Source organism: Listeria cossartiae subsp. cossartiae, assembly GCF_014224155.1.
GTDB classification, from domain to species: domain Bacteria; phylum Bacillota; class Bacilli; order Lactobacillales; family Listeriaceae; genus Listeria; species Listeria cossartiae.
Genome location: NZ_JAASUI010000002.1, coordinates 269,983 through 283,137 on the forward strand (window position 1 = coordinate 269,983; position 13,155 = coordinate 283,137).

The 13,155-nt window shown below is 35.1% G+C and carries 15 protein-coding genes; 14 read left to right on the forward strand and 1 reads right to left on the reverse strand.

Features of this window, described 5'->3' with window-relative positions; translation table 11 throughout:
* Nucleotides 1-205 precede the first annotated feature (205 nt).
* The 10 genes from HCJ30_RS08465 to HCJ30_RS08510 all read left to right on the forward strand — a co-directional run bounded on the left by HCJ30_RS08465 (nucleotide 206) and on the right by HCJ30_RS08510 (nucleotide 7,852).
* Entirely contained in the window at nucleotides 206-967 is a 762-nt protein-coding gene (locus tag HCJ30_RS08465) for a ParA family protein (RefSeq protein ID WP_008949010.1), read from the forward strand.
* On the forward strand, nucleotides 960-1,811 hold the full coding sequence (locus HCJ30_RS08470; protein WP_185391800.1) for a ParB/RepB/Spo0J family partition protein: 852 nt from the start codon (nucleotides 960-962) through the stop codon (nucleotides 1,809-1,811). Before HCJ30_RS08465 ends, HCJ30_RS08470 begins: the two co-directional genes overlap by 8 nt.
* A gap of 6 nt (nucleotides 1,812-1,817) precedes the next feature.
* Complete coding sequence (locus tag HCJ30_RS08475; RefSeq protein ID WP_185391801.1) at nucleotides 1,818-2,024, forward strand: DUF951 domain-containing protein; 207 nt, start codon at nucleotides 1,818-1,820, stop codon at nucleotides 2,022-2,024.
* A gap of 142 nt (nucleotides 2,025-2,166) precedes the next feature.
* On the forward strand, nucleotides 2,167-3,633 hold the full coding sequence (locus HCJ30_RS08480; RefSeq protein WP_185391802.1) for a catalase: 1,467 nt from the start codon (nucleotides 2,167-2,169) through the stop codon (nucleotides 3,631-3,633).
* A 156-nt stretch (nucleotides 3,634-3,789) separates the two neighbouring features.
* A complete protein-coding gene (gene ychF / locus HCJ30_RS08485) occupies nucleotides 3,790-4,890 on the forward strand; it encodes a redox-regulated ATPase YchF (RefSeq protein ID WP_185391803.1) in 1,101 nt (366 codons plus the stop codon).
* 149 nt (nucleotides 4,891-5,039) lie between these two features.
* Complete coding sequence (locus HCJ30_RS08490) at nucleotides 5,040-5,519, forward strand: SMI1/KNR4 family protein (RefSeq protein WP_185391804.1); 480 nt, start codon at nucleotides 5,040-5,042, stop codon at nucleotides 5,517-5,519.
* A gap of 234 nt (nucleotides 5,520-5,753) precedes the next feature.
* Nucleotides 5,754-6,263, forward strand: a complete 510-nt coding sequence (locus HCJ30_RS08495) for a hypothetical protein (protein ID WP_008949006.1) — start codon at nucleotides 5,754-5,756, stop codon at nucleotides 6,261-6,263.
* Between the two features lie 103 nt (nucleotides 6,264-6,366).
* Nucleotides 6,367-6,663: a hypothetical protein gene (locus HCJ30_RS08500; protein WP_233449042.1), complete on the forward strand. Its 297-nt coding sequence runs from the start codon at nucleotides 6,367-6,369 to the stop codon at nucleotides 6,661-6,663.
* 290 nt (nucleotides 6,664-6,953) lie between these two features.
* Nucleotides 6,954-7,385 carry an SMI1/KNR4 family protein gene (locus tag HCJ30_RS08505; RefSeq protein ID WP_185391805.1) on the forward strand — a complete coding sequence of 144 codons (432 nt, stop codon included), beginning with the start codon at nucleotides 6,954-6,956 and terminating at the stop codon, nucleotides 7,383-7,385.
* A 35-nt stretch (nucleotides 7,386-7,420) separates the two neighbouring features.
* On the forward strand, nucleotides 7,421-7,852 hold the full coding sequence (locus tag HCJ30_RS08510; RefSeq protein WP_185391806.1) for a hypothetical protein: 432 nt from the start codon (nucleotides 7,421-7,423) through the stop codon (nucleotides 7,850-7,852).
* 63 nt (nucleotides 7,853-7,915) lie between these two features.
* Here HCJ30_RS08510 and HCJ30_RS08515 read toward each other — a convergent pair whose 3' ends face one another.
* On the reverse strand, nucleotides 7,916-9,106 hold the full coding sequence (locus tag HCJ30_RS08515; RefSeq protein ID WP_185391807.1) for a multidrug effflux MFS transporter: 1,191 nt from the start codon (nucleotides 9,104-9,106) through the stop codon (nucleotides 7,916-7,918).
* Nucleotides 9,107-9,706: 600 nt separating this feature from the next.
* Here HCJ30_RS08515 and HCJ30_RS08520 point away from each other — a divergent pair.
* The 4 genes from HCJ30_RS08520 (at nucleotide 9,707) to HCJ30_RS08535 (ending at nucleotide 13,130) form a co-directional block, all read left to right on the forward strand.
* A complete protein-coding gene (locus HCJ30_RS08520; RefSeq protein ID WP_010990066.1) occupies nucleotides 9,707-10,102 on the forward strand; it encodes an Lmo2776 family bacteriocin in 396 nt (131 codons plus the stop codon).
* A 61-nt stretch (nucleotides 10,103-10,163) separates the two neighbouring features.
* A complete protein-coding gene (locus HCJ30_RS08525) occupies nucleotides 10,164-12,332 on the forward strand; it encodes a bacteriocin-associated integral membrane family protein (protein WP_185391808.1) in 2,169 nt (722 codons plus the stop codon).
* Nucleotides 12,325-12,948 carry an ATP-binding cassette domain-containing protein gene (locus tag HCJ30_RS08530; protein WP_185391809.1) on the forward strand — a complete coding sequence of 208 codons (624 nt, stop codon included), beginning with the start codon at nucleotides 12,325-12,327 and terminating at the stop codon, nucleotides 12,946-12,948. Before HCJ30_RS08525 ends, HCJ30_RS08530 begins: the two co-directional genes overlap by 8 nt.
* Complete coding sequence (locus HCJ30_RS08535; protein ID WP_070212394.1) at nucleotides 12,945-13,130, forward strand: bacteriocin-like WGxF protein; 186 nt, start codon at nucleotides 12,945-12,947, stop codon at nucleotides 13,128-13,130. Before HCJ30_RS08530 ends, HCJ30_RS08535 begins: the two co-directional genes overlap by 4 nt.
* Nucleotides 13,131-13,155: the final 25 nt, after the last annotated feature.

Sequence of the window (13,155 nt, forward strand, 5' to 3'; positions counted from 1 at the left end):
CTTAGGTTGGTTGCTTTTTTATTTTAAAATGTTTCACGTGAAACATTTCTAGTTTTTCAAAACATTATTTTCATCATTTTTAGGCTTTCAAAACACGAATTTCAATTTATTTTTACTTTTTGTAAGACTAAATGAAAATCTTTTGGTAGAATAGAAGATAAAAGAACCGGAAATCTCGGTACAAAATAAGGGTTGGTGAAAAAGATTGAGCAAAGTGATTGCACTAGCAAACCAAAAAGGTGGGGTTGGTAAAACGACATCATCCGTTAATTTAAGCTCTAGCCTAGCTTTTTTAGGTAAAAAAGTATTACTAGTTGATATTGATCCACAAGGTAATGCGTCAAGTGGTGTTGGTGTTAACAAAGGTGAAATTGAACATTGTATTTATGATGTATTAGTTGACGATGTAGCCATTCAAGATGTGTTGCAAAAAACAGACTTAGATAATTTAAATGTTATTCCAGCTACAATTCAACTTGCGGGTGCTGAAGTAGAGCTAGTTCCAGCTATCTCTCGTGAAATTAGATTGAAAAAAGCAATCGACTCAATCCGTGATGATTATGACTATGTAATTATTGATTGTCCGCCATCACTTGGGCTTTTGACTTTAAATGCATTAACAGCAGCGGACTCCGTTTTAATTCCAGTTCAGTGCGAATATTATGCGCTTGAAGGTTTAAGCCAACTTTTAAACACAATTAGGATCGTTCAAAAACACCTTAATGAAGATTTACAAATTGAAGGTGTCTTACTAACAATGCTTGATGCTAGAACAAACTTAGGCATTCAAGTAATTGAAGAAGTGAAGAAATACTTCCAAAATAAAGTGTTCAGCACAATCATTCCACGTAATGTCCGCCTAAGTGAAGCACCTAGTCATGGAAAACCGATTTTGCTGTATGATGCAAAATCGAAAGGTGCAGAAGTTTATTTAGAATTAGCAAAGGAAGTGGTTGCACATGGCTAAAGGTCTAGGTAAAGGAATCAATGCACTATTTAACAATGTTGATGCCAACGAAGAGACAGTTCAAAATATCGCAATAAAAGAAATTAAGCCGAACCCATACCAACCACGTAAAATCTTTGATGCAAAAGCAATCAATGAATTACGTGATTCCATTAAAATTCACGGCGTTTTACAGCCAATTATTTTAAGAAATACGGAAAAAGGATACGAAATTGTTGTCGGTGAACGTAGATACCGTGCGGCAAAAGAGGCTAAATTAAAAGAGATTCCAGCAGTTGTTCGCGATTTAACGGAAGAAGAAATGATGGAGCTTTCTGTAATTGAAAACTTACAACGGGAAGATTTATCTCCATTAGAAGAAGCTGAATCGTACCAATTCCTTATGAAAAAATTAAGTTTAACGCAAGCAAAATTAGCAGAACGTGTTGGGAAAAGCCGACCATACATTGCTAACTTTGTCCGTTTGTTGACATTGCCAGAAGAAGTGCAAGTAATGTTGCGCGATGGCTCGTTATCAGCTGGACATGGCCGAGTATTGCTAGGATTGAAACTCAAGAAAAACATCGTTCCAACTGCGAAAAAGGCTGTGGCACAAAGCTTAACAGTCCGCCAATTAGAAGATGTTGTAAACAATCTAAACGAAAATGTTTCACGTGAAACAATTAAACCAGCTAGAGTTCCTATCTTTATCCGTGAAAGCGAAAGCCAGTTACGCGATAAATTTGGTACGGCAGTTTCGATTAAACGTCGCGATAAAAAAGGTAAAATTGAAATTGAATTTTTATCAGATGATGATTTAGATCGTATTTTAGAGATTTTAGACATTCAGTTTGATGATGAATAGGTTGTGATGTTTATGGAAAAAAAGCATTTCGATTTGAATGATATTGTAGAAATGAAAAAGCCGCATCCTTGTGGTACCAATCAATTTAAGATTATTCGCATGGGTATGGACATTCGGATTAAGTGTGAAGGTTGTGGTCATAGTGTGATGATTCCACGCCGCGAATTCGAACGAAAAGTGAAGAAAATATTAGTTAAAGCGGAACAAGAATAAAGAACAGGCGATTAATTAGTCGCCTGTTTTTTTTATAAGCCTTTTAGTTGAAGTTTAGCTGTACCTTCTTTAGAATATAAATAGTATCATTTAATAATTATTATAAACAAAATGATATATTATTTTTATGGAGGTATTACATATGACAGATAGAAAAAATTTAACAACGAACCAAGGTGTGCCGGTTGGCGATAACCAAAATTCGATGACTGCGGGACTTAAAGGACCAACTTTGTTAGAAGATTATGTACTAATTGAGAAATTGGCGCACTTTGATAGAGAACGTGTACCGGAGCGGGTTGTGCATGCTCGTGGTGCTGGTGCGCACGGGAAATTTGTTACTAAAAAGAGCATGAAAAAATATACAATGGCTAACTTTTTACAAGAAGAAGGAGCGGAAACAGAGGTTTTTGTTCGTTTTTCAACAGTAATTCACGGTCAACATTCTCCGGAAACATTGCGTGATCCTCGTGGATTTTCCGTTAAATTTTATACAGAAGAAGGTAATTATGATTTTGTTGGAAATAATTTGCCGGTATTCTTCATTCGTGATGCGATTAAGTTTCCGGATGTTATTCATTCCTTGAAGCCGGATCCGCGCACGAATATTCAAGATGGTAACCGTTACTGGGATTTCTTTAGCCTTACACCGGAAGCTACGACGATGATTATGTATTTATTTAGTGATGAAGGAACGCCGGCGTCTTATCGCGAAATCCGCGGTTCTAGTGTTCATGCTTTTAAATGGATTAACGAAGAAGGCAAAATGGTATACGTAAAACTGCGCTGGGTTCCAAAAGCCGGCATTGTGAACCTTTCGACGGAGCAAGCTTCACAAATTCAAGCAAAAGAATTTAACCATGCGAGCCGCGATTTATATGAAGCGATTGAAAATGGCGATTATCCGGAGTGGGATTTATATGTGCAAGTGTTGGATCCGAAAGACTTGGACAACTTTGATTTCAATCCGCTAGACGCGACAAAAGATTGGTTTGAAGATGTGTTCCCATATGAACACGTGGGAACAATGACACTTGACCGCAATCCGGATAACATTTTTGCGGAAACAGAGTCAGTTGGCTTTAATCCTGGTGTACTTGTGCGCGGAATGCTTCCTTCTGAGGATCGTTTGTTGCAAGGCCGCTTATTCTCTTACTCAGATACACAAAGACACCGCGTTGGACCGAACTACTTGCAACTGCCAATTAATAGTCCAAAAGCACCTGTTGCCAACAATCAACGTGATGGTCATATGCCATTTAAACAACAAACGAGCTCGATTAATTATGAGCCAAATAGTTACGATACAGAACCGAAAGAGAACCCAGCGTTTATCGAACCTGAGCAGGAAATCCGTGGTGATATTGCTGGTCGCCTGATTGCGGAAAAACCAAATAATTTTGGTCATGCAAAAGAAGTGTGGAATCGTTATTCAGATGCCGAACGTGCGGCACTTGTGAAAAATATTGTCGATGATTGGTCTGGCGTGCGTGATGACATTAAAATCCGCAACTTGCGCAATTTCTATCAAGTAGAACCAGAATTCGCTAGTCGAGTGGCTGCGGGAACTGGAATTAATCTTGAAGAACATGTAGCAGATTTAAAATAAGTGAAACGAAAACGGAAATCCTTTGTTATTTAAAGGGTTTTCGTTTTTTGGTGGGTGGCTTTTTGTGTGAAAAACCTTTATAATATACGTTAGTGAAAAAATGTCTAATTGATGGGCATTTTTAAAATGAAGTTAATGAAAAGGAGTTTATATATAATGGCACTTACAGCTGGTATTGTCGGGCTTCCTAATGTTGGGAAATCGACACTTTTTAATGCAATCACAAAAGCAGGAGCAGAGGCTGCGAATTATCCGTTTGCGACGATTGACCCGAACGTAGGAATTGTAGAAGTTCCTGACCAAAGATTGAACAAACTAACAGAACTTGTAAAACCGAAAAAAACCGTTCCAACTACATTTGAATTTACAGATATCGCCGGAATTGTAAAAGGTGCTAGTAAAGGTGAGGGGCTTGGGAACAAATTCTTATCCCATATTCGCCAAGTAGATGCAATTTGTCATGTAACTCGTTGTTTTGACGACGAAAATATTACTCACGTAGAAGGCCGAGTAGACCCACTAGACGATATTTCTACAATTAACTTAGAACTTATCTTAGCGGATTTAGAAACGGTAGAGAAGCGTATTGGACGCGTTGAGAAGCTTTCTAAACAAAAAGATAAAGATGCGGTTGCAGAATATAACGTGTTAGTTAAATTACGTGAAGCATTTGAAAATGACAAGCCAGCTCGCGCGATTGAATTTAACGAAGACGAAGATAAAATCGTCCGCAATCTTTTCTTACTTACAAGAAAACCAGTTTTATATGTGGCAAATGTAAGTGAAGAAGACGTTTCTAACCCGGACGATAACAAATACGTACAACAAGTTCGCGAATTCGCTGCAGCTGAAAACTCCGAAGTTATCGTGGTTTGTGCTCGTGCCGAAGAAGAAATCGCTGAACTTGAAGACGAAGATAAGCTGGAGTTTTTAGAAGCGCTTGGAATTGAAGAATCTGGTTTAGATCAATTGATTCGTTCCGCATACACATTGCTTGGCTTAGCGACTTACTTCACAGCAGGCGTTCAAGAAGTTCGCGCTTGGACATTTATCAAAGGTATGAAAGCTCCACAATGTGCGGGAATTATCCATACTGACTTCGAGCGTGGCTTTATCCGTGCCGAAGTAGTTGCATACGATGCCTTGCTTGAACATGGCTCAGAACAAGCAGCCAAAGAAGCAGGTAAAGTACGCTTAGAAGGTAAAGAATACGAAATGAAAGATGGAGATGTTGTTCATTTCCGCTTTAACGTTTAATATGTTTCACGTGAAACAATCTTTTGGCTTTCTCGTCAAAAGATTGTTTTTTTATGGAATTAGTAATAAATAAGGGCCTACAAACGCCCAGGATGATATAATAAAGTATCTTAATTTTTGAAAAATAAAAAGCCTATAGGAGTGTAACTATGATGACTAGTAGTTTTATTGAGGAAGTAGAGAGACTAATGATTCTAAGCGAAACAGCCTATCAATTTAGTGGGACCGGGACACCTGAATTAATTAAGCTTTATCAGGACTCTTTAGGGAATGAATTTCCTGAGTCGTACAAGGTTTTTTTAGAAAAATATGGAACGTTAACTTTTAATGGCGAGTCTTTTTATGGCATATCTAAAAGGGGTTTGGGCGCAGCATCTATCCCAGACGTTAGGTACGCAACAGAACAGGCGCGTGCACTTGGGGATATAAATAAAGAGCTGATTATGATAAAGAATTCAGGCTATGGTTCAATTTTTTCCATAGACACTTCGACGATTGGAGATGCGGGGGAGCCTGTGATAGTTGAAACGCAATTATCATTCAAACACAATGCCGAGAAGAGAATTGTAGCGGATAATTTTGGGGAATTTTTGCTAGTGGAAATAGAAGAATCTTTAACCAATTTTTGATGCAAAGGGAGGGTATAGATAAGCAAGTGGTGCTGGACTTCAATTCGTATTTTCTAGCAAGCTGAAAACACCTAAAATGTTTCACATGAAACATTTTATAAATAAATCATTCTGTCAAATGCTTAATTGCGGCTTTTGGTTCTATCTGTCTTAATTAATTCACAAAATATACAATTTGTGTGGTACTTAATAATGCTATAATTAACTATAAATCTTATTATAGGAGTGTTTTGTTTGGTACAGTTAATTTTTATAGCACTTTTTATCGTTCTTATCGTACTTATGCCTAAGAATAATAAAGAAGAAGTAAAAGCAGCACATTTGTTAATTGATAAATATGGTATTCAAGTTGCGAAGAAAAAAAATCCAATTCGCCAAATGGCTTTGTTAGAAAAGGCACTAGGTATTTCTACTTATGGACGTGACCGTAAGAAAACGTTCATTTTTGTTGGAGGATTCTTTGTTGGAGCAGGAATTTTAGGTTATATAATTTATTTCTTTATAATGAGTAATAACGTAATGGCTATAATAGTTTCAGGAATTATTGTGACGCTATATTTAATCGCAGGTATTGTCGTTATGTTTGTTATGACAGTTCGTCAAGCATCTTCATTACGTACAGATTCATGGGCTAAAATTTTAATCACGGTTGACCCTCAGTTCCCAATTGAATTCCTAAACGAGAAAAAATGGCAAAAAGCCTTTCTTGCTCAAATGGAAAGCATGAACGAACAATTAGCATAAAACAACAAGCATTAGGCTCCCAGGAGTTTGGTGCTTTTTTGTTATGAGAGGTATGTGGGGAGAGTTTTTATTCCCCGGGAAATATTAGATATGAGGTGAACAGATGTTAAACGAATTACAAAGAAGATGGCTGCAAAACCAAATAATAGGTATAGATGTTATCGTTAAAGACTCTGGACATGTGAAACTGATTGATATTACATATACTCACAATGAAAATTTAATAGATACTTTTAAGAAAGAATATGATATTACATACGGTGCAGATACTACATTGCCTAAACTATTGCAAGATTATAAGGATCTATGGGCAATGAAGGATTTATTGTCAAAACAGATGCAGATAATCAGATTAATTGGATGCTTTTTTCTACGACATCAAACCCTTTTATCGAACTAACAACCAATAATAATATTGTATATATAAAGTCTACAGCAGGATTTTTTATTGCTTTAAATGTGACAACCCATGAAATTTCTATTTTGAATAATTTAAATAAAAGAGTTACTGGAAACGGAAAGGAGAATTATGATAAAAAACTACTATTTAGAATATGGCAGTAATTTTTCAAAAGAGGAAATACGTAGTTTTCTTGATATAGTATACACAGAAAATGATAGTTCGTACTTCGGTGTTTATTTTCGATATAGGGGAATGCATGACAAGCAGATTGAGAGGGAGGGATAGTATTGGATGTTTTTGAGAAACTAGAAGATTTTTTTAAGCAGCATAGTGGTTTGAAGGGGCAACCAGCGACTGAGGAGCAAATACATGAAGCTGAGAAAATACTAGATGTGCAGTTTAATAAGCAATATATTCATTTTATAAAGCAGTTTGGTGGCGCTTTTGGAGGGATAAGTATTCATGCATTTAACAATGGTTCATTAATTGGAAAGGCAACAGTAATTGATTTAACCCTCAAGTTTAGAAATATTTATGGAGAAACTATCTCGAAAGAATTAAGCGAGAGTTATGTTATTTCAGATGATGGTTCAGGAAATCCAATTTTGATGGATACTGCTGGAAAAATAACTATCTATTATCATGACTCTGGAGAAAGTGAATTGTTATATGATTCACTACAAGAATTGTTGACTTTAACAATGCAGAAAATCATATAAAATGTGGAAAACAGATTGAGAGGTAGAAGAAATCCATGATACTGATAAACGATTTATGGAATAAAGAAGAGTTGCTGATTAAAAATGGCTTTCATTTTTCAGATGGTTCGGGGGTGGAAGTGGAGATAAGCTACTATCCCATTCCGATTATCAAAAAGGGTCGTTACTTTTCATTTTTGGATGTTTATAAAGAGGATCAAGAAAATATTACAAAAATAGATGTTTTTCAGGAAATCAAGTTATCAAATGGTTTTTACTGTTGTGTTGGTGAGGGAAGTTATGGTTCGGAAGGATTTGTTGCTTATCTTGATGAGAGTAAAAATTTACTTTGGGTTTTATACTCGGAAACTTCCAATCCATTTGTAAATATTATGGAAGAGTGCGAAGGTATCGTAGTTGCGGAATCAAGCGCTAATTTTAAAATAAGGTTGGATGTAAACAAGCCAATTAGCTTAAGTTTGAAATAAAACAGGAAACTTCTTTAAGCCACCGTTTTCGCAAATGGCTTTCAAAAGTTTCCTGTTTTTTAGTTAGCTATTTTTTCTAGTTACAGCTTTTATACAAGTAAGTGCAATTAAGAGTAAAACTGTGCAAAACGCTGGAAATACAAGCAGTGATCCTGAGTGTAGGATGCCAATTAAAAACGTACAAATACTGACAATGACATAGTACCCTAAGCTTAAAAAGGCACCAGCCGTACCTGCGACCTCTTGAAATTTCACTAGCGCTAAGCTTAAACAGTTTGGTAATGCCATGCCGATGCCTACCAAGATAATACAAATGAAGAGAATATACGCTATCACTTGGATTATTAAGGGAAGTGCAGAAACCATGCTAAGAGAGAGAGTTCCTCCAAGGGCTAACAAAATTCCTTCTGTAATTATTTTTTGTGGCGAATGCTGTTTTAAGCGCCGGTTGGAGAGCCACGCACCTAATATAGTTGCCGCTGCGACAGCACATCCCATAAAGCCATACTGACTCTGGCTAAAATGGAACTTCTCGATAAATATAGTTGGAGCTTCGGAATAGTAACTAAACAATATTCCGTTGAAAATACCAATTAACACACCAAAAGCAACAGTATAGCGGTCGCATATCATTTTTTTACCAATTCCTATCATTTTCTGCGCGCTGAAAGAATGGGATGTAACAATAATGGTTTCGGGTAGTCGTTTCAAACTCCAGAATAGCAGGCCCATTCCCATAATTACTAGAAATAAAAATACTACACGAAAGCCGTAATACTGTCCGACAAACCCACCAACTAATGGACCTATTGCTGGTGAAAATGCTAAGGCAGCTGATATTTTTGCAAATAAATGGTGGCGATCCGTTCCGCGATAGTTGTCGCGTAAAATTGTTTGCGTAGTAACCGAGCCCGTGCTAGCGCCAAATGCTTGGATAAACCGCCCGATAAAAAGGACAGTAATACTACTAGATATAAGGCAAATCAAACAACCTATAATATAAATAAATAACCCAAAGTTCATTGCTTTTCGTCGACCTAAAAAATCAGAACTAACGCCCCAAAAGAAGACACCAACTGCAAAAGCAAGAAAGTAGATACTTAAAGTCATTTGAGCCAAATTTAATGAGATGCCGTAGCTCGTAGCAATCTCAGTTAAAGAAGGTGTATAAATAGTTTCGCTAATTTGTGGAAACCCCACAAGGCAAACAAGTAATGCCAAATTGATTTTCTTTGTTTTGATGTTTTTTTCCATAAATTTCTCTCCTGAATAAGTTATTTATCTGGGAAAAAAACATCCTTCACAGGGAAATGGTGGGACCATGATTTTAATACGCTCGTAAAAATTCACGTAGTCACCCCTTTCTATTTTAAACGGAGTGGTTCCGTTTTTTCGTTTAAGTTTATTGTAGTATAGATGGGCGGAAAGATAAAGTGTTGGTGAGTGTTTGAATAAATATACAATGATATTTACATGATTTCGATGTTTAAGTGGAAAATTTCAACTATATGTAGTTAAGTTAAGCTGGTATGTGAAACTTTTGTGACTATCAAGCTTGAGGCTGAATAGAAACATGTATAATGAGCTGTTTAGCGCTTTTTTTATTCTGAAAATGAAGTTTTTGTAACACGATATGTGTAGAAAATGCACTAAGACACTATAACTTTAGCCATTTAGGATAAGAATTGAGTCGTTCATTACATTTTTGGTTATACATTACTTTTTTGTGTTACATTAGGAATAGTTGGAATATTATAAAATTAAAACTTTGGAGGTTTCATAGGGAGGATATATTCTAACCTATTTATTTGGTTATGCAATATAAATATTAATTGGAAAGAGGAGGAAAATACAATGAAGAAAAAAGTATGTGTTTTAGCGATAGCATTGCTTACAGTGTTATCACCGATGGGCGCTTTAGCTGCTCAAAATCTAAATGAAGGAGAGACTAGCTTAGATTCATTAATGAGCGCAAATAAAACAGGTGAAAAAGTGATTTTTTCTGAGACCACAACAGGAAAAAAACCTCTATTAAAAGCAGCTCAATCAGCTGGAGGCGGCACTTTCTGGGTTACATGGGGGCAAGATAGACATTATTCAAATTATCAGCATACTAAAAAAACGCATAGATCAAGCGCTTCTAACTATAGAGCGACGGAAAGAAGTAGCTGGAAAGCAAAGAATAATCTAGCTACTGCATGGATTAAGTCATCATTATGGGGTAATAAAGCTAATTGGGCTACAAAATAATTCCTATAAAGCTAAGAAATATTTCTGTTTCTTAGCTTTATATTAAAGTAAGGATGGTGTAATGAAAAAGTTTCTTTCTATTATTATTTTAGTGACGCTTATCATTGGTAATGTCATGTTTTTTAACTTTATTAGCAATACTTTGTCGCGTGATTTTCTTTTTAAAGAGCAAACGGAAGTGCAGTTTAAGTATAAAGAGGACTACCAAGTTTCGGATTTTAATAATTCTATTAAGACATTTTCAGAAACGAAAAATATTAATATAGCGCAGTATACATTTTTAGGTGAACGCGATTTGAATATTTATGGCTCTAATTGTCAATTTTCGCCAAATATAAACCTAAAGAAAGGAGATTATCCCAATAAAAATCAGTTTTTGGCAAATGAGGAAAGTGGTGACAAAAAACAATCGGGTGTGATTTATCATCCTTCTAAGTATTGGTCTTTAAAGGTTTATGACTTTGGACAGATTAAAAATGTGGGTCTAAGTGATACTTTTTATGTAAGTGGCTTAGATAACCAGGATACTTATCAGGCTTTCTTAAAGGAATTTGAACAGTACGGGGAAATAACTACGAAAAGTGTTGACGTGAGCTGGTGGAAATATATTAATATCCCGTTACTTATGACTTTGCTTTTGTGTTTCGCTATTTTGTTTGTTTTTACATATTACTATTTAAGATACTCTAAACAACGGTTATTAGTTAATCGTATATGGGGGAACTCTGAATTAGTGACATTAATGTCTTTGTTCAATAAAACTATAATATTTACTTTGTTTAGTGTGTTAGCAATTCTGATAACTTTTGTTAGTATTTTTTTAGCAAATGGGCTAGCCACGTACTTAGTGGAGATAGTGTGGAAGTTGCTTTTATTTAATGTACTTTTATTTATTTTTATTCTGTTTCCAATGTATTTCTTTGGATTACTTAGAATAAAGAAAATCGATCAAGCAAAATCAGACCAGCGTATGCAATCATCAAGACAGCATTTGGCAATCAATCTAGTTATTAAATTTGTGCTGCTCTGCTTATTTATAGGTACTTTTATTGCTTCTCATCAATCACTTCAGACATTAAATACAAGACTAGCTAATATTGATGTATGGGAAGCTACAAAGGATATTTTTAAAGTAAAAGTAGGGGTTTTACCTGAGGGGATTCAAGATGACTTAAAAGCTGATAAAGAGCTAAACGACAATTTAAGTGCTTTTTATGAAGAAGGTACATCTAAGAAAGAGATGTTTTTAATGTATTCGAATAATTTTCAGCGAAGTGAAACTAATACTTTTTTCTATGAAACTTATTTGAAAAAGGACTCTGAAATAAACTCACCTGAGGGTAATAGCGTAGAAATTGATTTTAATTACTTAAAATTAAATCCGATTAAAAGTATAAAAGGTCAGAACGTGGAAAAAGAAGCGATAATCAGTGATAAAGTTTTGAATATTATTGTTCCTAATAGTAAGAAGGGACTAGAGAAAGATATAAAAAACACTTTTCTTGATTACTTCTATTTTCAAAAAGTAGAAGTGGCGAATATTTATAACGAAGCTTTAGACCTGCCTGATGTAGCGCTAAGTAAGGAAGACTTAAGTGTTAATATTATTTATGCAGAAAATAATCAAGATTATTTTTCCTATGATAGTAATACTGGGGATTTTAGGACTGGAAATATCACGGATCCAATTGCGATTCTATATACGGGGAATATTGACTCATCTAGTATTGGTGCTCATGTAACTTCTTCTGTATATTTTGTTGATAAATCGAAAGGTGATGCTTTTAACGCTATCTTACCACTTATTAGTAATTCAAATGCAAGAGAAATTACCCATGTAACGAGTGTATATCAAGAAGTATCAAGGGAAATAACTACTTTGAAATGGCAAATATATCAGCAATTGATAGGTACGATTATCTTAGCCCTATGCTTATGCTCTTTTATGGTACTTCTTGTACTGTCCTATTATCGAGAGAACCTATATAAGCAACTAATTTATCATGTATTTGGCTATTCGTTTTGGAAAAGTAGTAAATGGTTTGTTATAAGCAATTTATTTGTGAGTGTTTTTTCTGGAATCCTCATTTTTATTCTTAGCAAAGAACTGGTTGCCCTATATTTTAGCGTTGTTATTCTCCTCATAGAACTGTGTGTTATTTATTTCTTAAAGGAAAAAGTAATTAATAAAGATTTTAAAGCCATACTAAAAGGTGAAAAATATGATTGAATTAGTTAATGTCAGTAAAAAGATACAAGATAAATTGATTTTGGAAAAAGTCTCTCTTTCTATTGGAGCTGGTGAATTTATTGCAGTCGTCGGCGAGAGTGGTAGTGGGAAGACCACGCTGCTAAATGTTATCGGACACCTAGATTCAAAAGATAGTGGGCAAGTTATTATTAACGAGATGGAATATCAGACGAAAAAAGAAGTCATGACTCTAAAAAAAGAGGTGTTAGGTTTTATATTCCAAAATTATCTATTGATGGAAAATGAAACAGTGTTAGAAAACTTATCCATTTCAGGTGGGGAAAATCGCAAGCTAATGATAGAGCATTTAGAAGAAGTAGGAATGGATGAGAGCTATTTAGCAAAAAAAGTATACCAATTAAGCGGTGGAGAAAAACAACGGATTGCTATTGTACGCATTTTACTCAAACCATTTCAACTTTTACTTGCGGACGAACCAACAGGCAATTTAGATGATAAAAACAAACAAAAAATCATTGAATTATTTTTAGCCTTGAAAAAGCAAGGTAAGACTATCATTTGTGTTACGCATGACCCGGAAATATCCGGAAAAGCAGATCGGATCATTTATATTGAGAAGGGAGAAATAGGATGAAAATTGTTAGTATTTCTTTAGTAAATAGTCTATTAATACTCTTAGTGGTGCTTATTCATAAAATTTTCTTTAGGGTATTATTGCTTGGATATGAAAACTTGTTTATCTATTGGGGCTCCTTTGTATTAATTTATTTTATTTTGAATTTAATTACGAATAGGTTGCTGTTATCCAGGGCTTAAATAACAAAAATCCCAGCTACTAAAC

What these genes read in the sequence shown, in the direction of transcription:
- HCJ30_RS08470 (WP_185391800.1), top strand. Translation starts at nt 960, where the DNA reads ATGGCTAAAGGTCTAGGTAAAGGAATCAATGCACTATTTAACAATGTT.
- HCJ30_RS08475 (WP_185391801.1), top strand. Translation starts at nt 1,818, where the DNA reads ATGTTTATGGAAAAAAAGCATTTCGATTTGAATGATATTGTAGAAATG.
- HCJ30_RS08480 (WP_185391802.1), top strand. Translation starts at nt 2,167, where the DNA reads ATGACAGATAGAAAAAATTTAACAACGAACCAAGGTGTGCCGGTTGGC.
- ychF (WP_185391803.1), top strand. Translation starts at nt 3,790, where the DNA reads ATGGCACTTACAGCTGGTATTGTCGGGCTTCCTAATGTTGGGAAATCG.
- HCJ30_RS08490 (WP_185391804.1), top strand. Translation starts at nt 5,040, where the DNA reads ATGATGACTAGTAGTTTTATTGAGGAAGTAGAGAGACTAATGATTCTA.
- HCJ30_RS08500 (WP_233449042.1), top strand. Translation starts at nt 6,367, where the DNA reads ATGTTAAACGAATTACAAAGAAGATGGCTGCAAAACCAAATAATAGGT.
- HCJ30_RS08510 (WP_185391806.1), top strand. Translation starts at nt 7,421, where the DNA reads ATGATACTGATAAACGATTTATGGAATAAAGAAGAGTTGCTGATTAAA.
- HCJ30_RS08515 (WP_185391807.1), bottom strand. Translation starts at nt 9,106, where the DNA reads ATGGAAAAAAACATCAAAACAAAGAAAATCAATTTGGCATTACTTGTT.
- HCJ30_RS08520 (WP_010990066.1), top strand. Translation starts at nt 9,707, where the DNA reads ATGAAGAAAAAAGTATGTGTTTTAGCGATAGCATTGCTTACAGTGTTA.
- HCJ30_RS08525 (WP_185391808.1), top strand. Translation starts at nt 10,164, where the DNA reads ATGAAAAAGTTTCTTTCTATTATTATTTTAGTGACGCTTATCATTGGT.
- HCJ30_RS08530 (WP_185391809.1), top strand. Translation starts at nt 12,325, where the DNA reads ATGATTGAATTAGTTAATGTCAGTAAAAAGATACAAGATAAATTGATT.
- HCJ30_RS08535 (WP_070212394.1), top strand. Translation starts at nt 12,945, where the DNA reads ATGAAAATTGTTAGTATTTCTTTAGTAAATAGTCTATTAATACTCTTA.